This window comes from Aeromonas sp. ANP5, assembly GCF_963870295.1.
Taxonomy (GTDB): domain Bacteria; phylum Pseudomonadota; class Gammaproteobacteria; order Enterobacterales; family Aeromonadaceae; genus Aeromonas; species Aeromonas veronii.
Window position 1 is genome coordinate 1 of sequence record NZ_CAWMRY010000009.1, and the last position, 22,531, is coordinate 22,531.

General features: G+C 59.7%; 20 protein-coding genes. 5 read left to right on the top strand and 15 right to left on the bottom strand.

The features are described from left to right. The 9 genes from hcp1 to AACT07_RS07100 form a co-directional block, all read right to left on the bottom strand. Window positions 1-384 (bottom strand): type VI secretion system effector Hcp1 (hcp1, locus tag AACT07_RS07060; protein WP_069527027.1); only part of this gene is annotated, 384 nt, incomplete at its 3' end. A 704-nt stretch (window positions 385-1,088) separates the two neighbouring features. Next, window positions 1,089-1,712: a PepSY-associated TM helix domain-containing protein gene (locus AACT07_RS07065; protein ID WP_047438769.1), complete on the bottom strand. Its 624-nt coding sequence runs from the start codon at window positions 1,710-1,712 to the stop codon at window positions 1,089-1,091. Window positions 1,713-1,776: 64 nt separating this feature from the next. Next, window positions 1,777-3,819 (bottom strand): TonB-dependent receptor, encoded by a 2,043-nt coding sequence (locus AACT07_RS07070; protein ID WP_069527028.1) that lies wholly within the window; start codon window positions 3,817-3,819, stop codon window positions 1,777-1,779. A 291-nt stretch (window positions 3,820-4,110) separates the two neighbouring features. After that, a complete protein-coding gene (locus AACT07_RS07075) occupies window positions 4,111-5,148 on the bottom strand; it encodes an acyltransferase (protein ID WP_069527029.1) in 1,038 nt (345 codons plus the stop codon). A 223-nt stretch (window positions 5,149-5,371) separates the two neighbouring features. Further along, window positions 5,372-6,283, bottom strand: coding sequence for a D-alanyl-D-alanine endopeptidase (gene pbpG, locus AACT07_RS07080; protein ID WP_005336410.1), 912 nt, complete (start codon window positions 6,281-6,283; stop codon window positions 5,372-5,374). A 259-nt stretch (window positions 6,284-6,542) separates the two neighbouring features. After that, window positions 6,543-8,009 (bottom strand): glutamate/gamma-aminobutyrate family transporter YjeM, encoded by a 1,467-nt coding sequence (gene yjeM / locus AACT07_RS07085; RefSeq protein ID WP_040068784.1) that lies wholly within the window; start codon window positions 8,007-8,009, stop codon window positions 6,543-6,545. A gap of 435 nt (window positions 8,010-8,444) precedes the next feature. Next, window positions 8,445-9,323, bottom strand: a complete 879-nt coding sequence (locus AACT07_RS07090) for an EamA family transporter (protein WP_083249925.1) — start codon at window positions 9,321-9,323, stop codon at window positions 8,445-8,447. Window positions 9,324-9,356: 33 nt separating this feature from the next. After that, window positions 9,357-10,277 carry an ABC transporter substrate-binding protein gene (locus AACT07_RS07095; protein ID WP_083249930.1) on the bottom strand — a complete coding sequence of 307 codons (921 nt, stop codon included), beginning with the start codon at window positions 10,275-10,277 and terminating at the stop codon, window positions 9,357-9,359. Window positions 10,278-10,397: 120 nt separating this feature from the next. After that, window positions 10,398-11,453, bottom strand: coding sequence for a porin (locus AACT07_RS07100; RefSeq protein WP_069527030.1), 1,056 nt, complete (start codon window positions 11,451-11,453; stop codon window positions 10,398-10,400). A gap of 221 nt (window positions 11,454-11,674) precedes the next feature. Between AACT07_RS07100 and glpX the strand changes: the two genes are divergently transcribed. Continuing rightward, window positions 11,675-12,685, top strand: coding sequence for a class II fructose-bisphosphatase (glpX, locus tag AACT07_RS07105; RefSeq protein WP_005336386.1), 1,011 nt, complete (start codon window positions 11,675-11,677; stop codon window positions 12,683-12,685). Window positions 12,686-12,819: 134 nt separating this feature from the next. Next, the gene (locus AACT07_RS07110) at window positions 12,820-13,071 is read left to right on the top strand and encodes a YkgJ family cysteine cluster protein (RefSeq protein WP_069527031.1); all 252 of its coding nucleotides are present in this window, start codon (window positions 12,820-12,822) and stop codon (window positions 13,069-13,071) included. A gap of 70 nt (window positions 13,072-13,141) precedes the next feature. Here AACT07_RS07110 and AACT07_RS07115 read toward each other — a convergent pair whose 3' ends face one another. The 4 genes from AACT07_RS07115 to hemC are packed head-to-tail and all read right to left on the bottom strand — an operon-like array spanning window position 13,142 to window position 17,022. After that, window positions 13,142-14,305, bottom strand: a complete 1,164-nt coding sequence (locus tag AACT07_RS07115; RefSeq protein ID WP_069527032.1) for a heme biosynthesis HemY N-terminal domain-containing protein — start codon at window positions 14,303-14,305, stop codon at window positions 13,142-13,144. Window positions 14,306-14,315: 10 nt separating this feature from the next. Next, entirely contained in the window at window positions 14,316-15,365 is a 1,050-nt protein-coding gene (locus tag AACT07_RS07120) for a uroporphyrinogen-III C-methyltransferase (protein ID WP_005336380.1), read from the bottom strand. Beyond that, on the bottom strand, window positions 15,362-16,096 hold the full coding sequence (locus AACT07_RS07125) for a uroporphyrinogen-III synthase (protein WP_069527033.1): 735 nt from the start codon (window positions 16,094-16,096) through the stop codon (window positions 15,362-15,364). The genes AACT07_RS07120 and AACT07_RS07125 overlap by 4 nt, the downstream gene beginning before the upstream one ends. Next, window positions 16,093-17,022: a hydroxymethylbilane synthase gene (gene hemC / locus AACT07_RS07130; protein WP_139123765.1), complete on the bottom strand. Its 930-nt coding sequence runs from the start codon at window positions 17,020-17,022 to the stop codon at window positions 16,093-16,095. The genes AACT07_RS07125 and hemC overlap by 4 nt, the downstream gene beginning before the upstream one ends. Window positions 17,023-17,345: 323 nt before the next feature. Here hemC and AACT07_RS07135 point away from each other — a divergent pair, with 323 nt between their 5' ends. Further along, window positions 17,346-19,865 (top strand): class I adenylate cyclase, encoded by a 2,520-nt coding sequence (locus AACT07_RS07135; RefSeq protein WP_005356703.1) that lies wholly within the window; start codon window positions 17,346-17,348, stop codon window positions 19,863-19,865. A gap of 66 nt (window positions 19,866-19,931) precedes the next feature. On the opposite strand, the gene AACT07_RS07140 is transcribed toward AACT07_RS07135, so the two are convergent. Together AACT07_RS07140 and cyaY are read right to left on the bottom strand one after the other, a co-directional pair. Then, window positions 19,932-20,585, bottom strand: a complete 654-nt coding sequence (locus AACT07_RS07140; protein WP_069527035.1) for an alpha/beta hydrolase — start codon at window positions 20,583-20,585, stop codon at window positions 19,932-19,934. Continuing rightward, a complete protein-coding gene (cyaY, locus tag AACT07_RS07145; RefSeq protein ID WP_069527036.1) occupies window positions 20,582-20,896 on the bottom strand; it encodes an iron donor protein CyaY in 315 nt (104 codons plus the stop codon). Before cyaY ends, AACT07_RS07140 begins: the two co-directional genes overlap by 4 nt. A 73-nt stretch (window positions 20,897-20,969) precedes the next feature. Here cyaY and lptM point away from each other — a divergent pair, with 73 nt between their 5' ends. Together lptM and lysA are read left to right on the top strand one after the other, a co-directional pair. After that, window positions 20,970-21,146, top strand: a complete 177-nt coding sequence (gene lptM, locus AACT07_RS07150) for an LPS translocon maturation chaperone LptM (protein ID WP_019444858.1) — start codon at window positions 20,970-20,972, stop codon at window positions 21,144-21,146. Between the two features lie 32 nt (window positions 21,147-21,178). Next, complete coding sequence (gene lysA / locus AACT07_RS07155) at window positions 21,179-22,429, top strand: diaminopimelate decarboxylase (RefSeq protein ID WP_069527037.1); 1,251 nt, start codon at window positions 21,179-21,181, stop codon at window positions 22,427-22,429. Window positions 22,430-22,531: the final 102 nt, after the last annotated feature.

The window sequence follows — 22,531 nt, forward strand, 5'->3', positions numbered from 1 at the left end:
TGGCATCTGGCAATCGATGTCAACGATGGTGGCATCGGTCAGTACGGTAGAGAAGAAGTGCTCCTGCTTGCCCTCAACGGAGGTGCGGTACCACTTCAGGGTCACTTTCGGCAGCATCTCGCCGGAAGCCAGCGCGTTGTACATCAGCGGCACAGCTTTGTTCAGCGCCACGGTGAACTTGAACGGCTTGTGGACACGCTGACCGGCAGGCTGACCAGATTGCGGGTCGGTCGGGACGGTGACAACGTGCTGGAACTCTTGTACCAGCATTTCATCTTCGTGGCCTTGCACGAAGATGTTGCCGACGGAATCGGAAGTGAAGGCACCTGCGGTGATATTGCCCTGGGTTTTACCTTCGATGCTGATATAACATGGAGTTGGCATGTGTATGCTCCTAAATAGGTTGGTTAAATGAGCTAGCACTCGACCAAACTCTTAGCAGCGACCATGCCATTTTTTATGTTATTACTTATCAATTACTTATGTTTTAGCTTGCTTATGGTGCGCAATTTTTAGCTCAAACTACGTACATATGCCGGCATTTTTTGTTAAAACAGAAATTAACTCTGGAGATCGAGCAAAAAATTGCGCTATCTAGCATAATTCACCTTGCTTGCTGACATTTCCCATTTGTGATGTACCGATATTCAAAAGTATCTGACCCTACGTTAGTTCCGTGGGTAAAAATGTGCAAAGTGTGCAAACCCACCTCAACTTGAGCCAACCTGAAATAACTCAACCCCACTTGATTCAATGGTTTACGAGACGCGCTATCTCTCTGAAACCGCAGAATCAGGATTCAAAATCCGCCGGTGAATAACCGTGTTGGTTCGAGTCCGACCCCGGGCACCATCAAATTCATGACAAAAGGCCATCAGCAATGATGGCCTTTTGTTTTTTGGCGTTCCTGCGCATTGGTGCGTTGCTGCTGAGCAGGCAGTACTTCCCGTTACCTCTTGGTATCCCTTCTCTTTTCCCGCTCTCCGTTATTTCCTTTTCTTGATGTGGCCGCCGGCATCACCGCCAGCGGCCTGTTTCTATTGCGGTTTTCTTTCCAAACCTTGCTGCATCAGATCATGGTTGCTGCGTTACCCCAGCAGGGCAAACAGCAAGGTGCCGAGGCTGCCAGCGAGTGTCAGCGCTATGATGGCTCTGGGTGTGCCGTGCAGCTTGGTCCACATAAACAGGCTGGTGAGGGCGAGCAGCAACAGGGCCAGGGCGGCGATATCGCCAAACAGCTGCCAGCCGAGGCCGGTACCCATGCCGCGGTGCAGCCGGTTGAGGCTGGCGGCAAAGTTGGCCAGTTGCAGATCGGTACGTACCAGCAAGGTACCCTCGACATAGCTGGCGGCTACGCTCTGGCTGAGGGTAACGCCGCGCATTTCCCACTTGGCGGGCAGGGTGAGCGGGCCGTTCGGGGTGGGCAGGGTCTGGGCCGGGGTGATCATGGTTCGCCCGTCGGCAAAGGTATCGGGATAGCGCTGTTGCAACAGGCTTTTCAGCTGCTCCGGGCTGGCGAGCGGCGCCTCCAGCACTATCTCTTCACTCGATTTGTCGGTGTGGGGGCCGGGGATGGGCAACACGGCACGGTGTTGCAGCCAGAGACCGGTGATGCCGTACATCAGCATCAGGGCGAGGGTAAAAAAACCGGCCCAGGCATGGAGGCGGCGTACCCATTTGTTGTTGTGAAGGGGAACTCTTCTGCGTTTCATCGTGGTTGCTTCATAAAAAAACTGGCCAGCAGGGGCTGGCCAGTCGGGGTGGTTGTCACAGAGATCAGAAGCGGTAGGTACCGGTCAGACTCAGCTGACGGGGTGTGCCCGGCATGATCTGGTTGGCACTGGTGGCGCTGACGAAGTACTCGTGGTCGGTCAGGTTTTCGGCGCTCAGCTCGGCTTCCCACTGCTGCCAGCGATAACCGGCGCGCGCATCGAAGCGGGCGTAACCGGGCAGTGTGGTGGTGTTGGCGTTGTCGGCAAAGCGATCGCCCACCGCCGTTACGCCGGTTTCACTGAACCAGCCCTGCTCGCCACTCTTGTAGCCGAGGTAGAACTGGCCATTCTGGCGGGAGACGTTCATCGGGCGCTTGCCCTGCAGATCCGCATCCGCCTTGACCTGCTCCGCATCCTGAATGGCAAAGCCGCCACGCAGATAGATCTCGTCGGTCAGCTTGGCGCGGGCGCTCAGTTCGACCCCTTCGGTACGCTGCAGGCCGGTGAGGATCACCTTGGTGGGATCCAGCGGATCCTTGGTGCGCTTGTTGTACATCTCCAGTCGATAGAGGGAGAGAGTGGTCGCCAGCTTGCCGTTCAGCCAGTCACTCTTCACACCTCCTTCGTAGAGGCGGGTGTGCTGGGGTTCCAGCCCGTTGTTCTTGTCACCCGGGGTGATGCCGATCAGCTCGCCGCCCACCGGAGTGAAGGTCTTGCTGTAGGAGGTGTAGAAGGCGTGATCCTCGAGGGGATTCCACACCAGACCGAGGCGCGGGCTCAGGCTGTTGACCGAGACGCTCTCCTCCTTGTTGAGGTCGTAGCGGCGACTGGTAACTGTGAAGTCGTCACGGCGCAGCCCGCCAACCAGATGCCAGTCACCCAGGCTGAGCTGATCCTGCAGATAGAGGCCATTGCCGCGCACCTTGTGTTTGGCGTCGCTGGAGAGCTTCATGGCGCCATTGTAGGTAGGCAGCGAGCCCGGGTCGTAGAGGTTGCCAGACGGGATGGCGGTGGCGTTCTGGTAGAGCTTGGGTGTGCGCTCCTGCCAGTTTTGCTCGAAGCCGACCAGCAGGCGATGTTCCACCGGGCCGGTCTGGAACAGACCTTCTGCCTCGGTGTTGCTGATCAGGTTCTTCGCTTTCAGATCCTGCTGCCAGCGGGAGCGGGTCACCTGATCCCCTTTGACGCTGGTGACATAGGTGTTGTCAAACTGGCTGTCGAGGGTGGAGTACCCGAGCTGCTGGCGCAACTGCCACTGATCGTTGATATCCCAGGAGAGGCGGGAGCGGGTGGATTGCGCCACGTCATCGATGAAGTCGCGGCTGGTATCGCTGTAAACATACTCTCGCGGCACATCGGCCGGACGGCCATTGACCCCGGGAATGCCGCGATCCGGGGTGCGGTCATGTTCGTTGCGCTCGTACTGCACCAGCCAGTTGAGGTTGTCGCTGATCTCCCAGTTGGCGGAAGGGGCCAGCAGGGTGCGCTTGCTTTTCACGCCGTTGCGGAAGCTATCTTTGTCCTCTTGCGCCATGTTGAGGCGCAGTTGCACCTGCTCACTCGCCTCGCCATTGAGGTCGGCAGCCAGCCGCTGACTGTCAAAACTGCCGACCCGGGCGGTGACGCTGGACTCCTGCCCTTTCTGCGGCTTCTTGCTGACCCGGTTGACGATGCCCCCCGTGCTGCCACGTCCGTAGAGCACGGCAGCCGGGCCCTTGAGCACTTCCACCCGCTCGATATTGCCGAGATCCCGGGTGTACTGCATGTCGTCGCGGAATCCGTCGAGATAGAAGTCGTTGCTGGCGCTGAAGCCGCGGATATTGACCCCGTCGAAGCGGGTGTCACCGCTGGCGTTGACCCCGGGAATGCCGCTCAGGGCTTCACTCAGCGTCGGTTGGCCGAAGGCGGTCAGCTCGCTGACCTTGACGCTGTCGATGGTCTGGGGAACCAGCTTGGCTGGCGTATTGGTACGGGTTGCGGTGGCAACTTCCTGATGTTGGGAGCGTTTGCCAACCACAGTCATGGTTTCATCGGCGGCCTGGGCAGTGAAGCCGGTGCCCAGCAGTGCCAGCGAGACCAGCGTTCTGCGAAAGTGAGGGTGCTGCATATTCAATATTGACTCTTTGGATGTCGACCTGACGGCTCGAACATATTGATTTAATTATAATTAGCCTGACCCGCCAAAGCGGGATGCCAATGATATTGATTTTCATTTATCTGGCGAGGTGAAAATAGAGGGGGCATTGGGGGCGGGTTGTGCAGTCGGGAGAGCTCGGCTGAAAAGCAGAGCCATTGCAGCAAGCGGCGAGAATGAAGCGAGGGAAAAAGGGTGTAGCGGAAGAGAAAGGGGCTAAACGTGAAGAGGTATCCGGCCCGATAGGATGGGCCGGATACCGGATCAGTGGGTGCGCAGCAGTCGGCGGGTGAGGGGCAAGGCCGCCAGCAGGCGATAGACCAGCAGAGACGATCCCAGCAGCAACGGCACCTTGGCGATCTCCCACAGGATGGATGCACTCTGTGGGCCGAACACGAAGAGCCAGACCACCAGCATCATGTGCAGGCAGTAGAGCCCGAGCACTTTGGGGGCCTGACGTTCAAGCCAGCTGCCCTTGCCCCACTCGGGGTTGGCCAGCAGCAGGCCAAACAGACCGATAGCCCAGGGAAGGGAGCCGAGCAGGAAGTCGTGGCGGGTGAGCGGTACCGCGGCGAAGTGCTGCAGCGCCCAGGCTTCACAGCCATAGAGCGTCACGCCCGCCAGCAGCAGTTGCCAGCCGGTGCGGGCATCGGGCTGCCACTGACGCTGGCGCAACAGGGCCCCGAGCGCCACAAACAGCAGGGAGAAGAAGGGGCCGTTACGGGTGAGCAGTGGCCACTCGGCGCCCAGCAGCGGCTTTGCATAGGAGCCCCCCAGCAGCGCCAGCAGGTAGAGGCCAAGACCCAGCCAGAGGGCGAGCTCTGGTCTGCCAAGCCGGTAGCAGAGTGCCAGCAGGGCCACCGCCATGACGAGGGCTGGCAGGAACCAGAGGTGGATCATGCCGCCCACCAGCCAGCCATTGAGGGTGTCGCCGAGCTGGAATTGCCACTGCCCGCGCAGGGAGACCAGATAGCCCTGTTGCACTGCATCCAGCGGATTGAACGGCACCAGCAGGTAGACCAGACTCCATACCAGCCAGAGCAGCAGCAAGGGGTGGCAGTAGCGCCAGGCAACGGTCAGTGGCGCTTCGCGGCTCAGTCTCGGCTGCAGAAAGTAACCGGCACAGAGGAAAAACAGCGGCACGGCAAAGCGGCATAACTGGTTGATGGTGCCGCTCAGCCAGAGCCAGGATCCACTTCCCCACAGGGCGGGATTGAACGGATTGGCGAAGGGGGATACGTGAATGGTCATCACGGCCAGAATGGCCAGTACCCGCCCGCACTCGATACTGGAAATACGCATGGTGGCTCGTCGTTACAGGGGTTGTGATGGCACGCTAAAATTCTTGCTGCCAAGTTACAACCAATTGATTCTATTAGTGTGAATCACACTGTTGAGTAGTTACGTTTTGTAACGGGATGGCGGAAGGTGTTACCTGTAACGGGAGCAAGCTCCCGTTTTTTGGGCGCGCTCATGCAGATAAAAAAAGCGAGGCGGGCGCCTCGCTTGGTTGGGGATCTCGAGCTTACTGGTGAGTCAGCATGCTGCTCTGGTTGGCTGCAAGGGTGGTTCTGCCCGAGCTCTCCAGCCATGTTTTGATCCGCTTGGCGTCGGCGACCCGATCGTTGGTGGTCTCGGCATTGAGCAACACCATGATCACCGGCTCACGATTGACCTTGGTGCCCAGCACCAGACAGCGGCCCGCTTCGCGGATATAGCCGGTCTTGGAGAGGGTGAACTCCCATTGCCCTTCGCGGATCAACCGGTTGGAGTTGAGGTAGTGCAGCTGACGCTTGTTGGTGCGCACATAACTCTGCTCGTCGGTGGAGTACTGGCGGATCAGCGGATAGGAGGCCGCTGCGGCGGCGAGCTTGGCGAGATCCTGCGCGGTGGAGACATTGCGCGGGTTGAGCCCTGTGCTGTCGGCGTAGCGGGTATTCCACATCCCCAGCATGCGGGCTTTGGCGTTCATCGCCTCGACAAAGGCACGCTGGCCGCCGGGATAGTGGCGGGCCAGCGCCGAGGCGGCGCGGTTTTCAGAGGACATCAGGGCGATATGGAGCATTTCGGCGCGACTGAGCCTGGAGCCGATGGCCAGACGCGAGCCGGTTCCCTTGATGCGGTCGATGTCGGCATTGGTCACGGTGAGCATTTCGTTGAGGCGCAGGTTGGCATCCAGCACCACCAGCGCCGTCATCAGCTTGGTGAGTGAGGCGATGGGCATTACCCGGTTGCCGTTGCGCTCGGAGATCACCTCGCCGGTTCTGTGGTTGGCCACCACGAAAGCGGCCGAGCTGAGGTTAGGCACATCCCGTCGCTCGAGAAAGCCGCTGCTGCTCTTGCTGCTGGCGGAAAAGGGGTTGGCATGGGCACTGTCCATAGTGGCCGGCAGCATTACTGCGCCAAGCAACAGGGGAAGAAGGGAACGCATCATCATGATCAGCTCTACCGGACGAAATACAGGGATATCTCGCTAAGTTATATGTCGTGAACTGGCGCTTCACAATCATTCTCACCTTGATATTGATAATTTACGGCGTTGAGCGCGCTCTGACGGCGAGGAGAGTGTAAAAGAGGTCTCCATGGAGTCTTTTTTTACATTGAAGCTATGGACTGGCCGTGATGGCGAGCGGAAGCCGGCGCTAAAAAAATCGGGACCAGAACGGTCCCGATTGGCATGGAGCATTGCTTATCGTTTAGTGGGCATCTTCCTGCTTGATCTTGAAGCGCATGGCGATCACCACGAACAGCAGCGGGCCAATGATGGTCCAGACGCCGGTGGAGATATCGCCGGAGATAAAGGGGGCCACCACGGTAAAGACGTTGCCGAAGGCGACCAGGATCAGGCTGATGATGGTGGCCAGCAGTACCGAGCCCGTGCTCTTGAAGAAGATCAGGTCCTTGCCCAGCGCCGGGTTGTTGCGATAGCGATACCAGGCGTAGATGAGGAACATGTAGGGCAGGGTCATGCCGACGTTGGTCATGGTGATGATCAGCTCATAGAGGGCGGCGGCCCCTTCCGGGTTGATCAGGGTAAAGATGGACTTGGCGGCAATGAACAGACAGACCACCCAGGCTTGCACCTTCAGGGCTTCAATCCGCACGCCATTCTCGTTCTCGCGCTGGAAACGCTCCGGCCAGAAGTAACTCGGGGTGCCGGTGATGAACTGGCGCAGTGGCGCGTATGAGAGGGCGATAAAGGCACCCAGATAGCTCAGGAACATGCCAAGGCCAGCAAAGCGCATGAACACCTGTCCCAGCCACTCGCCACCAAGATGGCGCCCCAGCTCCAGCATGATGATGAAGAGGGCGGAGAGAGAGGTGATCCCCTCGGCCGGGAAGTCGCTCCAGCGCATGATGGAGCCGACTGCCAGAAAGCCGATGATGTAGCAGAGCACGATGAAGGCGCCGGAGAGGAAGATGCCGCGCTTGAGGTCGCGCTCGGGATCTTCCAGCTCGTCAGCCACCCCGGCCATCGCCTCGACCCCGCCGTAGGCGAAGATGGCGAACACCATAAAGCCGAGGAAGGGGATGATGTCGTTGAAAGCGGCATTGGGAGAGGCCGTCAGCGATGCCTGGGTGAAGGGCTCCTGCAGAGTCATGCCGCTCACTGCGAAGGTGAAGACGCCGCCGACCAGCAACAGCACGTTGAGTGCCACCACGGAGAGGCCGCCAATGGCTGCCACTTTGGCGAAGCGGGCGCTACCCAGGGTGATGAGCTTGGTGACGGTGGCAACCAGTGCGATGGCGACCACACCCAGAATAAAGGGGCCGAAGTCGATGCCGGTGCCCAGGGTGACCGGGATGACGGTGATGTCGCGGCCAAACAGCATGAAGGAGAGGGGCACCCACATAGAGAGCGCCTTGCCAAACATCCAGATGACGTAGGAGGCGAACCACATGGTCAGACCGATAAAGGCGAATCGGGTCGAGACCGAGTGACGCATCCAGGTAAAGATGCCGCCCGCCTCTTTGCGAAAACCGGTGCCGAATTCGATCATCATCAAAATGAACGGGATGAAGAAAAACAGACCGCCGATCACGAACATCGGAATGGCGGCATATCCCATTCGGTAAAAACCGATCCCGATATTAGTGACGCCAAATACCGATGTTAATATCATCAATATAAAGGCGCCCAACTTCAGCTTTTTTGCTGACATATTAAAAACTCCCTGATGGTGCTGGATTTAAAATAATCAAAAATTAAACGGACGAAACCGGACCCATTAATAACGCTGTAGCGCCATGCCATCCTGCTGTGGCGGACGCGATCGGGTCATCTCTGACCGGGCTGGCTTACCCGTCAGGCGGTCAATGAATGTATGGGCGGAGCGGCATGGTCTGTGCCATGCGCGGTATTGGTCAGCGTTGCCGAAAATTAACTGTGAACGATTTTATCATTAATGCTGCTTGGCAGGTAAGTTTCCCGAATGAAGCTGTGGTTGAAATAAACAGACCTGCCAGTTAATTGATACGTTGCGGATGTAAACATTTACGCCCGGGCCGACACTTATTTCCATTATTGGTATTCGGCATATTTGGCGGAGTGAATTACGCCATCCTGTCAGATAAATCTGCACCAATGGCGACAGCGCTTATCCTCCCAGCCGGGTCAGCAGCACGCCGCCAGTGATAATGGCCGCCGCCGTCAGCCGCATGCGCCCGAGCGGCTCTTTCAGCAGCCAGACCGAGAGTAGCATGGCAAACAGCACACTGCTTTCGCGCAGAGCCGCGACCACGCCAATGGGGGCTTGGGTCATGGCCCAGATAACAATCCCATAGGCAAGCAGTGACATGGCACCTCCGGTGGCGCCAACCAGTGCATATTGGCGGATCTGGCGCCATGCGTTGCGCTTTTGGTGGGCGAGCAGCACCAGCAACATTGCCAGCCCGGTGCAGGCAAAGAGCCAGAGGGTGTAGCGTACCGGTTCACCCCCTGCGCGGGCGCCGGCTCCATCCGAGAGGGTATAGGTCGCCGTAAACATGGCCGTGATCAGTGCTGCCCGAACCGCTTTGCTGTCAAGGCGCTGCAGCCCACCTCGCCAGGCCATTAGCAAGACCCCCATGATCTGCACGCAGGCGCCGATGATGCCGCCGTAACCGGGGTAGTCCCCCAGCAGCAGGGCACTTAACGCCATGGCGAGCAGTGGGGCACTGCCACGGGCCAGCGGATAGATCTGGCCAAAATCGCCCTGATTGTAGGCATGGCTGAGAAACAGGCAGTAACCGATATGGAGCAGGACTGAGAGGCCGAGCCAGGGCAGCTCGGCAGCAGAGGGAAGCCCCATTGGCAGCAGCGCCACGGCGGCGATAAGCCCTGAGAAGATCGCCACCAGTGATACCCCCACCAGCCGCTCTTCGCCAATTTTGACCAGCGCATTCCAGCTGGCGTGAAGCAGGGCTGCCAGCAGAACTGCAAAAAAGACGGTGGTGCTCATGGGAAAGGGCTCTCGGGCGATGGGGGTCAACAGCATACCCGCCCGGAGCCTGATTGGCCGAGATCTTTATCAAGGCTTCGGCTTTTCGGGGCTCGCCTCCTGCGTGGTGGCGTTACCCAGTTGCCCCAACACCAGTTTGGGATGGGGGTCGGTCTGCAGCGGAATATCCTGCAACTCTGTTCCCTGCTGATGGCGATGGATGATCCCGGCGGCCATCTTGCCCAGTGCTTCGTAGCTGCTGATGGTGCCAACGCTGCAGCCGTGTTCGACGAACAGCTCGGCGCTGCAGATGGTAGGGATGGCAGCTGCGTTGAGTGCATTCAGCAAACGGGGGGCGATGGAGAGCAGATAGCTGTCTGCGGCCAGAAAGACGATGTCGTTTTTGGCATCCTGTTGCAGCCGCTTTAGTTCGTTGTCCAGCCGCCGTGGGTCAGGGGCCATTCGCCAGGTGACCATCTGCCACTGATAGCGTTTCGCTTCATTGAGCAACATATCGGCCACCAGCAGGGTGTTCTGCTCACGGGGGTTGAAGGGTAGCAGCAGCCGTTTTCCGGTGGCCAGATGCTCGCTGGCGTTGGCCAGTTGCAGTGCCATCGGCACCATGTTGCTTACCCCGGCCACCATGCTGTTCTGGGCTTTGTCTTCCGAGAGGATGTCTGCCCCGACCGGATCGGAAACCACATTGAAAATCAGAGGCTTGCGGTTTGCCACCAGACTCTTGGTCATGGTGGTGGCGGTGGTGCCAAAGGTGTAGATGTAGTCGTATTCGGCCAGTTTCGGCAGCATCTGCTGGCGCAGCATGGTTGCCAGCGCTGTACGATCCTGATCGGCGTTATAGGTGGTGATGGTGGCCTGATAGCCAAGGCGGGTCAGCTCTGCCCGAAAGCCCGCTTCGGCTGCGGTTTCACCGCGCCACAGCACCATGGCGATAGAGAGGGCGTGAGCGGGAAGAGCCAGCAGCAACAGCAGGACGAAAGGCAGCCTGATCATGATCATCTCTCCGGCGATACATCTACTGTTGAGCCTAGGCCACTTTCTCCGGTCGTGAGCGACGCCCAGCAAAAAGCGCGATGGCAAGCCATCGCGCTTTTGGGATCCGCAAAACCTCGATTAGAAGTCGTAGCGGGCAGCCACCTGGAAGTCGTCTTTCACATCAAAACGACCGCTTTCTTTGCTGTCCAGATTGTTGATACGGTACTCGCCAATCACCCGCAGGTTCTTGTTGAATTTGTACTGGGCACCCAGGGTGTAGTAATCAACAGCATCAGTTTTCTGGCCACCGGTTACTTCCTGCTCCTGCTTGTTCCACAGCGCCATCAGGCCGAAGCCGTTCTCGAAGTTGTAGCCCAGCGCGGCTTCCCAACCGGTGTGATCGGTGCCGGTTTTGACAAAGTCTGCACCATCAGCGTAGGTCAGTGCTGCATACAGAGCCTTGTTATCGTATTTGGCGGAGATCAACCACAGTTTGGCATCCTTAGCGTCTTTATCCTGACGCTGGCCGACGTTGTAGGCGGTACCCAGTGCCAAGTTGAACGGGAAGGTGTAGGAAAGGGCAGCGCCATAGGCTGGGTCGCTGTTCTTGTTACCCTTGTCTTCCACTTTGCCACCATCGAACTTGTAGCTGGTGTCGAACTGGAAGCCATTGAACAGGCCTGAATACTTCAGTACGGAGCCTGCTCGGTTGGTAGCAAACGTGTCAGTACCTGCCCCGGTGGCATCAGCGCCATAACCATCGGATAGTGCCACATCAGTCCAGTCAACAAGAGTTCCCATTGCCCCTTTTTGGCGTCCGAAAGTGATGTTGCCCCAATCGGCACCGACACCGGCAAAGGCCAGGCGGGTACGCAAGTTGTCCGCGTTTCCATCTTTACCCAGGGTCTTTTCGCTGTCGTTGATGTACATCTGCACTTCGTACTGGGCCAGTGCCTTCAGACCGCTCTGGATCTGGGTCTCGGCTTTGGCGCCGAAACGGACAAACTGGTTGGCGCCCTGTTTGTTGCTGTACTCCTTGGTAGCATTGGTGTCGTCTTTCTTGTCACCGAAGAAGTGACCCGCATAGACGCGGCCATAGAGATCCAGCATGGAGGTGTCATTTTTGTACACTTCAACGGCTTGAGCCTGGAAGGCTGCGGTGAGAGCCAGTGCCACTACAGTCAGCTTTTTCATCTTAATCCCTTGTGGTGTTGCAAGCTTTTGTTTTGAAAACGGGGTCATGCTAGGCAGCGGGGATGACAGCGGGGTGACAGTTGGATGAAGAGTCGATGGCAATTGGGTTGCAATTGGATGAATTGGCTACATTCTTGCTCGCAGCGGCTACTTTTGTGCGCAAAGGTTTGCCCTTGTGGTAGAATGCCGCCCGTTTTCGAGCTCCATAGGTTGGATATGCGATGAGACGTGAACTGGCAATCGAGTTTTCCCGAGTGACGGAAGCGGCTGCACTGGCTGGCTACAAGTGGCTCGGACGTGGTGACAAGAATATCGCTGATGGGGCGGCCGTAGCGGCCATGCGCCACATTCTCAACCAGATCGAGATCGATGGTGAGATTGTGATCGGCGAAGGTGAAATTGATGAAGCGCCGATGCTCTATATCGGCGAGAAGGTCGGTACCGGACACGGCGACGCGGTGGATATCGCGGTCGATCCCATCGAGGGTACCCGCATGACTGCCATGGGTCAGGCCAACGCGCTGGCCGTGCTGGCGGTGGGCGACAAGGGTTCTTTCCTGAAAGCGCCCGACATGTACATGGAAAAGCTGATCGTCGGCCCCAAGGCCAAAGGCGCCATCGACCTGGATCAGGCTCTCGAGCTGAACCTGAAGTCCGTGGCCAAGGCGCTGGGCAAGCCGCTCTCTCGTCTGACCGTCATTACCCTAGCCAAGCCGCGTCATGACAAGGCAATCAAGGAGATGCAGGGTCTGGGCGTGCGAGTGTTTGCCATTCCTGATGGTGACGTTGCCGCCTCCATCCTCACCTGTCTGCCGGACAGCGAAGTCGACATGCTGTATGGCATCGGCGGCGCACCGGAAGGGGTGATCTCCGCGGCGGTGATCCGCGCGCTGGATGGCGACATGCAAGCCCGTCTGGTGCCGCGTCATCGCGTCAAGGGCGACAGCCCGGAAGTGCGTGCGCTGGGCGAGCAGGAAATTGCCCGCTGCGAAGCGCTGGGCATCGATGTCAACAAGGTGCTCAAGCTGGAAGACATGGCGAAGAATGACAACGTCATCTTCTCCGCCACCGGCATCACCAAGGGTGATCTGCTGGACGGCATCACCAGCGATGGCGTGATGGCGACCACCGAGACTCTGTTGATCCGTGGTAAATCCCGTACCATTCGTCGTATCAAGTCGATCCATTACCTGGAGCGCAAAGACAGCGTGGTACGTGACATCATCCTGTGATGATGGCTCGCTGAACCGGCTGTGTTGTCTGAAGCCCGATCGCCCGTGCGGTCGGGCTTTTTCTTGTGCGCCAGCTACGTTTGTGCCGCCGCTTCGGCTATGGTGGCTCAGACCGTCCCAAAGGAGTGGAGTCTATGGAGTGTCGTAGCGGCTGCGCAGCCTGTTGCATCGCCCCCAGTATCAGCAGTGTCATTCCCGGTATGCCAGATGGCAAACCGGCTGGCGTCCCCTGTATCCAGCTCGATAGCGCCCTTGGCTGCAAGATCTTCGGTCAACCGGAGCGACCGGCGGTGTGCGGCGGTTTTCGCCCCATGATGGATGTGTGCGGCAGCCATCGCGCCGAGGCCATCTGGCTGATCGGCGAGCTGGAGCGGCTCACCACCTGACGAGGGCAGGGCGAAGAGATAAAAAGAGAGGCCGCATCATGCGGCCTCTCGCGTTTCTGTTTGCCGGGGATCAGACTCCCGCCAGCTCCAGTGCCTGACGATAGTACTCGTTGGCCTTGTTGGTAAGGCGGCGCTTGTCCATCAGCTGGCCGAGGGCGTGGTAGGCGGCGGCGCTCGGCGCCCGCTCCACCTCCTGCTCCAGCAGCTTCTGGGCATCATCCAGTTGGCCTGCCAGCAGATAGAGCTGGGCCAGTGCGGTGTCCACCTCCGGTTGCCCCTGCTGTTTTTGCAGCAGCGCCAGCAGCGGCTGGTAGCTGTCGAGTTTCAGCTTGGGCAGGCGAGTCAGCAATTGGGGTAGCGGCTGTTTGCGCAGCGCCTCCTGCCAGAGGGTGGCGGCCTCGCCATCGGCACCCAGCTGGCGCAGCAGATCGCCGTAGCAGGCTAGCAGTTCCGGCTCGAGGCGTAGCTTGCGCGGCAGATCCTGCCATACCGCCTTGAGGGTCTCGAGGCTGCCGGCAGCCTGTTGCAGGCGACCACACCAGGCCTGTTGCAGCAGATCTTCTTCCTGTTTCGGGGTCAGCTTGCCTACCTTGTGCAGTGCCGGGATCAGGTCGCACAGGGCGCTCCAGTCCTGACGGGCCAAATGCACCTGGCGCAGCTGATCCAGCACCATGGGGTGGCGCGGGTTGAGGGCGTAGACCGACTCCAGCATCGCCAGCGCGGTATCGTACTGGCCCTGCTCGATCTGCAACTGGGTCTGGGTCAGGGTGAGCGCCAGCTCGGCCTTGGGGTTCTCCTCCTGCGCTTTTTGCAGGTATTGATCCCGGCGGGCGTCGTCACCACGGGCCTGCGCCGCCTTGGCGGCGCTCAGGTAGTTGAGCAGCGGGGTGTCGCTGTTGCTGGCCCCCTTGATCATCAGTTTTTCAGCCTGACTGTAGTGCCCTTCGGCCATTGCCAGGGTGGCGGCGACGGTCTGTTGATTGGCCTTGCGGCGGCGGCGCGAGCCGTACCAGCCGAGGGTCTTGCGGCGCAGGCCGAATACCCGACCCAGCAGCCACTCGACGATCAGCAGGGCGCCGTAGAACAGCACGGCCAGGATCAACGCGCTGGTGACGGAAGATTCGATGGTGTAATTGCCAAGGGCAATCAGCACATAGCCCTTGTTGCCGGAGGCTTGCGGGCCAAAGATCAGCCCTGCGACCATCACGGCAACCAGAATGATTATACGGATCATGGTGCCCTCCTCAGCTGCTGGCCAGAATGCGTTGCAGGCGTTCGGTCAGCACCTGCTCCAGCATGGCCTGGGTCTTGAACTGGGCCGGATAGTCGATCTGGATCTGCTCACCCTTGAGCTTGTCGATCTCGCCCTGCATGTAGCGGGTGGCGCTGTTGTCGGTGTCGAAATACTGGGTCAGCCAGCGCTGGGCCTTGTCCAGGCTGTCTTCGTAGAGCGCCTGCTGCTCGCGATAGACGGAGAGCTGGGCCTGCAACAGCTTGGTTTTGAGGTTTTCACGCAGGAAGATCTCCTGCTGCGGCGAGAGCAGCGCTTCGACCGCGCCATCGCGGCGACGGATGGTGACGAAGTTCTCGGTGAACTTGACCCAGTTCTTCTTCAGGTTGCTCTCCCACTCGTCGGGATTGGTGCTGACCGCCTGATCCGGCTCGGCCTTGGCTTCCGGCATGCTGACGGTGGAGAGGGGCAGCAGCTCGATCTGGTCGGAGAGCGCAGCTAGCTTGAGGGTCAGCCCCTCGCGGTCGATGCGCGGCATCCCCTTGAGCTTGGCGATATCCTCGGCCAGCGCCTTGCGGATCGGCATCAGGCTGGGGTCGTTGAGGGCGGCGATCCGCTCGTCGGCATTGCCGAGCAAGGTGATGGCGGAGACGAGGTCATGCTCCAGCCACAGCTTGCGGCCCGCCATTCGTACCAGATATTCGGATTCGGCCAGCATCCAGTCGTTGGGGCGCTTGTCGTTGAGATCCAGTACCCGATTCTGCAGGCCCTGCATCTCCCCTTGCAGCCGCTGCTGGGTTTGATCCAGCGCGGCCAGCTGCTCGGCATCCTTGCTGCTGGTCTGGTCGATCTTGCTCAGGGCGCTCGCCAGCTGCTGCTTGAGCTGGGCCAGTTCGGCCTGCTGGGCTACCGCATTCTTGTGACCGTGCAGATAGAGACCGCCGGTCAGGCCAAGGGCCAGCAGGATAGCAACCCCTCCCAGTACGGCACCGGAGCGGCTCTTGCTGCCATTGACCGCAGCGGTCGGCTGGGGTTTTACCTGGGATTCTTGTTGTTCTGTCATTCCATCTTCCTCAGTTCCAGTGCGGCCGTCAGGGTCTGGTTGGATGCACCTTGGGCAATCGTGATATGGATAAAGCCCGCGGAGTGGGCCATCTCGGCCACGCGCGGGCTGGGGACCACCAGCAGGCGGTCAAAAAGCCAGGGCTGCTGGCTGGTGGGAACCAGCTCCAGCAGGCGTTGCAACAGTTCACCACTGGTAATGAGCAGGCTGTCCAGCCCCGCTGCCTGCCAGTGGCGGGTTAATGTGTCCCCGTCTAGCTCGGGGTAGTGGCGCTCATAGGCCGCACAATAGTGCACCAGAGCACCGCGTGAGGCCAGCGTGCTGGCGATGAGATCCCGCCCGCCATTGCCGCGCAGGATCAGTACCCGTTTGCCTGCTACCTGCAGCAGGGCGGGCAGGGCGAGCAGCCCTTCGCTACGCGGGTCATCCGGGCAACTTGCCGTGATGCCGATGGCTGCAAACGCATCTGCGCTGGCCTGACCCACCGCAAAGTACTCAATATGTGGCCAGGTCTGACCAGTTTGCAACAGAAAATCGTGTGCAAAATGAACGGCATGGATGCTGACGGCGATAACTGCGTCGGCACTGCGCAGCAGGCCGGGCAGGAGAGGGAGTTCGCTGCCCGCCACGGTTTCCAGCAGCGGGCAGCAGAGTGGTGCATGACCGTGCTGGCGCAGCAACTGCACCAGCTCGGCGGCCTGGGCGGCCGGACGCACCACCAGCGGGGTCATGCGCGGTAGACCTCGGCCAGGATCTCGTCGGCACCGGCGGCCAGCAGGCGCTGGGCCAACTGCTCGCCGAGGGCCTCACCATCGGCCAGCGGACCGCGGATCTCGTCGCGGATTACCTGGGTGCCATCCGGGCTACCCACCAGACCGCGCAGCCAGATCTGCTCGCCGTCGACCAGTGCGTAGGCACCGATAGGCACCTGACATCCCCCTTGCAGAGCGCGGTTCATGGCGCGCTCGGTCAACACCCGGGCGCGGGTCTCGGCGTGCTCCAGCGGCGCCAGCAGAGCGTGCAGCTCAGTATCGTCGAGGCGGCATTCGATGCCGACGGCGCCCTGACCGTTGGCCGGCAGGCTCTGCTCCGGCTCGATAAAGGCGGTGATGCGGTGCGCCATCTCCAGTCGTTTCAGACCGGCGGCTGCCAGAATGATGGCGTCATATTCACCGGCATCCAGCTTGGCAAGGCGAGTGTTGACGTTGCCGCGCAGATCCCGGATCACCAGATCCGGGCGCGCCGCGCGCAGCTGGCACTGACGGCGCAGGCTGGAGGTGCCGACGACGGCCCCTTGCGGCAGTTCGGCAATGGCCTTGAAACGGTTGGAAACGAAGGCATCGCGGGGATCTTCCCGCTCGCAGATGGTGTGCAGGCCGAGCCCCTCGGGGAACTCCACCGGCACATCTTTCATGGAGTGAACGGCGATATCGGCTCGCCCTTCCAGCATGGCGGTCTCCAGCTCCTTGACGAACAACCCCTTGCCGCCCACTTTGGCCAGCGGGGTATCGAGGATCTTGTCACCCTGAGTGCTCATGGGCACCAGTTCGACCTGCAACTGCGGGTGCAGGGCTTCGAGCCGGTCTTTGACAAAGTTGGCCTGCCACAGGGCCAGCGGGCTCTTGCGAGTGGCAATTTTCAGGGTTCGGGCTGCCATATCAATCAGTTGTTTCATTTTTAGAAGGAAATCGATATTACCACCCTTTGCCCGGGCTTTCATGGCGGAGCCGGCAAAAGCGGGGCCAAGCTCAAAAATGCATGCTGAAAATGATTTTCATTAAGCAAGTGGTGTTGATTAATTCATTGAATGTATTGGAATTTAATGATTTCCCCTGATACTTGATGTGGTCATACCAGAAATAATCTGGCGTTTAGCTGAAGGCTTGTTTACCACCGCTGTTTGCATTGTTAACATGATCACACTTTTTTGACGTATCCCCCTTTTGGTGCGTCATTTTCACTTAGGTGATAGGCAGGGCATTGCAGGAACACATCGATACGCTGGTTGCGCGTTATGACGACATTACCCGTCTCAAGACGCAACGGGCGTTAGGCCTCATGAGTCGCTATGGGCAGCAGGTATTCCAACTGCTGCCTGTCATGCTGCACTTCAATCATCCCCTGCTGCCCGGTTATGTCTCCGGTGATGTCCCTCATGGCATCTGGAGCTTCAGCGCCACCGCCGAGCAGCAAGCCTTCATCGATGACCTCTGCCGCAATGCCAACTGCCAGAGTGGTCTGGCAACCCATGATCGAGCCATTCAGGGGCTCTACTCCATGGGCAGCACCTCCTCCATCGGTCAGTGCTGTCACTCCGATCTCGATATCTGGGTCTGCCACGTGGCCGGTTTGTCGCAGGAGCGGCTCGATCTGCTGGAGCTGAAATGCCAGCAACTCTCCAAGTGGGCCGAACAGCGCGGGGTCGATCTCAACTTCTTCCTGATCCCGGAAGACAAGTTCCGCCAGACCAACGATGCCCAGATGCAGGGGGAGAGCTGCGGCAGTGCCCAGCACCTGCTGTTGCTCGACGAGTTCTACCGCAGTGCCATGCGTATCGCGGGCAAACGCTTGATCTGGTATCTGGTGCCCACCGAGTGTGATGATCACTACGATGAGTATGTGAACGAGCTGTTCGGGAGCGGCAAGCTCAAGCAGGATGACTGGCTCGATCTCGGCAGTTTTGACCGTATTCCGGCCGAAGAGTATTTCGGCTCCGCCCTGTGGCAGCTCTACAAGGGGATCGACTCCCCCTACAAGGCGGTGCTCAAGTCGGTGCTGATGGAAGCCTACTCCCACGAGTATCCCAACACCCGCCTGCTGTCGATGATTGGTCGCGACTGGTTCCAGCACAACGAGGGGATGCACTACCGGCTCGACAACTACTGTCTGATGCTGGACAAGGTGACCAACTACCTCAAGTCCATCGGCGACATGGCGCGGCTCGATCTGGTGCGCCGCTGCTTCTACCTCAAGGTGTGCGACGGTCTCAGCCATCCCAAGGATGATCACTCCCCCGAGTGGCGTCGCGAGCAGATGAGCCAGCTGGTCTCCTACTGGGGCTGGAGTCAGGACAAACTTTATCAACTCGATCATCGCCACGAGTGGAAGATCGAAGAGGTGAAGATCGCCCACGCCGAGCTGCTGGAAGCCCTGATGCAGAGCTACCGCAACCTGATCCAGTTCGCCCGCCGCAACAACATCAGCGAGTCGATCAACCCGGAAGATATCGGCATTCTGTCGCGCAAGCTCTACGCCGCGTTCGAGAGCCTGCCGGGCAAGGTGCAGCGCATCAACCTCAAGATCGCGCCGGATCTCAGCGAGCCGGATCTCAGCTTCGTGCAGGTGCCGCATGGTCGCCTCAACCGCGCCGGCTGGTATCTCTACAAACATTCGCTGGAGCCGGTGGACATCATTGGCCGCGCGCCGCTGGAGTTCAACGGCTACATCAGCAAGCTGGTCTCCTGGGCCTACTTCAACGATCTGTTGACGCCCCAGTCGCGGGTGCACCTGTTCAATCAGGGGTCGGATCTGCACATCGACAATCTGCACCAGTTCTGCCGCGATCTCTCCGGCTGCTTCCCCGAGAAGTACCCGCTCGCCACCAACCTGGCCCTCAGTCGGCCGTGCGAGATACGCCAGCTCTCCATCTTCCTCAATCTGGAGATGGACCCGACCAGTCACTGGGTCGGTCAGGTGATCGAATTTGACGCCAACACCGTGGATGTCTTTTCGTTCGGCCGCAATCAGGAGTGTCTGGTCGGCTCGGTGGATCTGGTCTATCGCAACTCCTGGAGCGAGATCCGCACCCTGCATTTCCAGGGGGATGAAGCCGTGGTCGATGCCCTCACCACCATCCTCGGCAAGATGCATCAGGATGCCGCCGCCCCCGAGATGATCGAGGTGTTCTGCTATAGCCAGCACTTCCGCTCTCTGGTGCGCTCCCGTTTTCAGACGCTGGTGGCGGAGTGTATCGACCTGCGCCTTGCCCGCGACAAGCAGCAGCTGGTCAAGACCATGGCCCTTGGCCGCGAGAAGTACGGCATCTTCTTCGAGCGGCGCGGGGTGTCGGTGAAGAAGCTGGAAAACGCCATCGATTTTTACCGTCACATCTCCCACAACAAGCTGGATCATCTGCCGCTGCGGCTCGACAAGACCCACAGCCAGCATCTGCCGAGCATCGTCGATGCCTACGCCAGCGAAGGCTTGGTGCAGTTCTTCTTCGATACCCGGGATGCGGGCACCAACATCTATATCCTCGATGAGGCGAACCGGGTGGAGATCTACCAGCACTTTGCCGGCAACAAGGATGAGCTGGTGGCGGGGGTCAACCGCTTCTACACCTCCAATCACGAGCGGTTCAGCGATGATGGGCAGTTCATCAACTTCAACCTGCCGCAGTACTACGAGATAGTACAAGTGAATGGCGAGCTGGATGTGATCCCCTATCGCAGTCAGGGCACTCTGCGCGAACAGGTGCCGCCCGCTCGAGAAGTGGGCTGACCCGCCAGTTGGAATCGTCATAAAAAACGGCCTGCAGATGCAGGCCGTTTGCTTTACCGGAGAGGCTCAGGCGCCGAGGCGAGCCAGCAGCCAGCTGCGAATGTCGCCGAGCTGCGGGCGGCAGATCTCGTGACGCATCGGGTACTCGTGCCACTCGGGGGCGAGTCCGGCGCTTTCCAGCCGGTTCTTGGCATCCCAACCGAGCGACAGGCTCACCACATCGTCATAGATGCCGTGCATGTAGCAGATGGGCAGGGTGCGAGCAGCCTCGCTCATCTCGCCGAGCAGCTTGTCGGGGGCGGCCAGATAGGTGGACATGCAGAGCAGGCCCGCCAGCGTTGCCTGATAGCGCAGCGCGGTGAAGGAGGCAATCACCCCGCCCTGAGAGAAACCTGCCAGCACGATATGCTCGGGGGCAAACCCGTCGGCCACCAGTTGGTCGAGCAATGCGGCAATTTGGTCGGCTGATTCCCGCACATGGGGCTCCACGGCCCGCTCGGCGGGATCCTCGAAGCTCCTGATGTCGTACCAGCCGCGTATCTTGTAGCCCATGTTGATGGTGATGGGGCGCTCGGGGGCATCCGGCAGCAGGTGACGCACCGGCAGCTCGGCGGGCAGGTCCAGCGCGTCCACCAGCGGGGCGAGACCGGCGCCGGAATCACCCAGCCCGTGCAGCCAGATCACCGCATGACGGGCGCCCTGCGGGTGCAGGTCAATCATGGGAACACCACCTCTTCGCCCGCCTGGGCGGTGCAGGATTGGCTCAGCAGCGCCTTGAGCTCGTGGCCGAAGCGGTTGTCGATCCAGGTGTCACCCCGCAGTTCGAAGTGGAAGCCGTTCTCGCGGGTGGCGACCCAAATCTGATGCAGTGGCTCCTGCTTGTTGATGATGACCTTGGTCTTGTTCTCGAAAGAGAGGGTCAATACGCCGCCGTTGCGTTCGCAGTCGATATCCGGATACCCCTCGTCGAGCGTGTCCTCCACATATTGGAAAAAGGCGTCGGTCAGGGCGTGATACTCGTGATCCTTCATCGGTTTATCCTGTTGCTTTTAACAATGTGAGTGCGATTATAGAGGGCCAAAAATTTTTTCGCAGCGAACCATTATGATCACTCAGTTCACCAAGTGCCTGCTTGCCACTCTTCTGTCCCTCGGGTTGGCCGCGTGCGGTCTGAAGGGGCCTCTCTATATGCCGCCCCCCGAGCAGCCACAGAGCCAGAGTACACCGCAAGCAGCACCGCCTGCGACCACTGAGGCTGCCACCGAGGCCGCGCCGCACTAATGCCGCACCCATTCTAGGAAGGAACCGCCCCCTTGGATCACTTTAACTACGACGCCGACGGCCAGCTTCAGGCCGAGCAAACCCCGCTGCAACAGCTTGCCGAGCAGTACGGTACCCCGCTTTACGTCTACTCCCGTGCGACCCTCGAACGTCACTGGCACGCCTTCGACAAGGCCGCTGGCGATATTCCCCATCTGATCTGCTATGCGGTGAAGGCCAACTCCAATCTGGCGCTGCTCAACCTGCTGGCCCGTCTGGGCTCGGGGTTTGACATCGTCTCCGGTGGCGAGCTGTCGCGGGTACTGGCAGCGGGCGGTGATCCGGCCAAAGTGGTCTTCTCTGGGGTCGCCAAGAGTGAAGGTGAGATGCGCCTTGCGCTGGAAAAAGAGATCCTCTGTTTCAATCTGGAGTCGGAAGCCGAGCTGGAGCGCCTCAATCGGGTGGCGGGCAGCATGGGCAAGAAGGCTCGCGTCTCGGTGCGGGTCAATCCGGATATCGATGCCGGTACTCACCCCTATATCTCCACTGGCCTCAAGCAGAACAAGTTCGGCATTCCCATCGAGCTGGCGCCAGCCATCTATCGCAAGGCGGCCGCGATGGCGAACATCGAGATCGTCGGGGTGGATTGCCATATCGGCTCGCAACTTACTGAATTGAATCCCTTTATGGAAGCGGCTGACAAGCTGCTGCGGCTGATCGACGGTCTGGCGGCGGAAGGTATTCATATCCACCATCTGGACGTGGGGGGCGGTCTCGGGGTCAACTATGGTTCCGAGCAGCCACCCCATCCGACCGAGTACGCCGAAGCGCTGAAGCAGAAGCTGGCGGGCCGGGATCTGACCCTGCTGTTCGAGCCGGGCCGTGCCATCGTCGCCAATGCCGGCGTATTGCTGACCCGGGTCGAGTACCTGAAGCCGGGTGAGACCCGCAACTTTGCGCTGATCGATGCCGGCATGAACGACATGCTGCGCCCCTCGCTCTACGGCGCCTGGATGAACATCATCGAGGTGGATAGCCGCGCCGGTCATGCTCCCGCGCTCTATGACGTGGTGGGGCCGGTGTGCGAGACCGGCGACTTCCTCGGCAAGGAGCGCACCTTGGCGATTGCCGAGGGGTCGCTGCTGGCGGTGCGTTCGGCCGGTGCCTACGGCTTTACCATGTCATCCAACTACAACACCCGTCCGCGCGCTGCCGAAGTGCTGGTGGATGGTGCCGAGGCGCACCTGATCCGCGAGCGGGAGCAGTTGGCCGATCTCTGGCGCGGTGAGCACCTGCTGCCCTGATGCAGTAGATAGAGACGACAGAATTTTACAGCCCTGACAGCACAGGAATGCACGATGTGGATAGATTGTTCCAGGATGCATGGGGCTTTGGACAACGACTTC

Excerpts from the sequence above, each read along its gene's own strand:
- AACT07_RS07065 (WP_047438769.1), bottom strand. The coding sequence starts at position 1,712 with ATGAAACGCAGAAGAGTTCCCCTTCACAACAACAAATGGGTACGCCGC.
- AACT07_RS07070 (WP_069527028.1), bottom strand. The coding sequence starts at position 3,819 with ATGCAGCACCCTCACTTTCGCAGAACGCTGGTCTCGCTGGCACTGCTG.
- AACT07_RS07075 (WP_069527029.1), bottom strand. The coding sequence starts at position 5,148 with ATGCGTATTTCCAGTATCGAGTGCGGGCGGGTACTGGCCATTCTGGCC.
- pbpG (WP_005336410.1), bottom strand. The coding sequence starts at position 6,283 with ATGATGATGCGTTCCCTTCTTCCCCTGTTGCTTGGCGCAGTAATGCTG.
- yjeM (WP_040068784.1), bottom strand. The coding sequence starts at position 8,009 with ATGTCAGCAAAAAAGCTGAAGTTGGGCGCCTTTATATTGATGATATTA.
- AACT07_RS07090 (WP_083249925.1), bottom strand. The coding sequence starts at position 9,323 with ATGCTGTTGACCCCCATCGCCCGAGAGCCCTTTCCCATGAGCACCACC.
- AACT07_RS07095 (WP_083249930.1), bottom strand. The coding sequence starts at position 10,277 with ATGATCAGGCTGCCTTTCGTCCTGCTGTTGCTGCTGGCTCTTCCCGCT.
- AACT07_RS07100 (WP_069527030.1), bottom strand. The coding sequence starts at position 11,453 with ATGAAAAAGCTGACTGTAGTGGCACTGGCTCTCACCGCAGCCTTCCAG.
- glpX (WP_005336386.1), top strand. The coding sequence starts at position 11,675 with ATGAGACGTGAACTGGCAATCGAGTTTTCCCGAGTGACGGAAGCGGCT.
- AACT07_RS07110 (WP_069527031.1), top strand. The coding sequence starts at position 12,820 with ATGGAGTGTCGTAGCGGCTGCGCAGCCTGTTGCATCGCCCCCAGTATC.
- AACT07_RS07115 (WP_069527032.1), bottom strand. The coding sequence starts at position 14,305 with ATGATCCGTATAATCATTCTGGTTGCCGTGATGGTCGCAGGGCTGATC.
- AACT07_RS07120 (WP_005336380.1), bottom strand. The coding sequence starts at position 15,365 with ATGACAGAACAACAAGAATCCCAGGTAAAACCCCAGCCGACCGCTGCG.
- AACT07_RS07125 (WP_069527033.1), bottom strand. The coding sequence starts at position 16,096 with ATGACCCCGCTGGTGGTGCGTCCGGCCGCCCAGGCCGCCGAGCTGGTG.
- hemC (WP_139123765.1), bottom strand. The coding sequence starts at position 17,022 with ATGGCAGCCCGAACCCTGAAAATTGCCACTCGCAAGAGCCCGCTGGCC.
- AACT07_RS07140 (WP_069527035.1), bottom strand. The coding sequence starts at position 20,585 with ATGATTGACCTGCACCCGCAGGGCGCCCGTCATGCGGTGATCTGGCTG.
- cyaY (WP_069527036.1), bottom strand. The coding sequence starts at position 20,896 with ATGAAGGATCACGAGTATCACGCCCTGACCGACGCCTTTTTCCAATAT.
- lptM (WP_019444858.1), top strand. The coding sequence starts at position 20,970 with ATGATCACTCAGTTCACCAAGTGCCTGCTTGCCACTCTTCTGTCCCTC.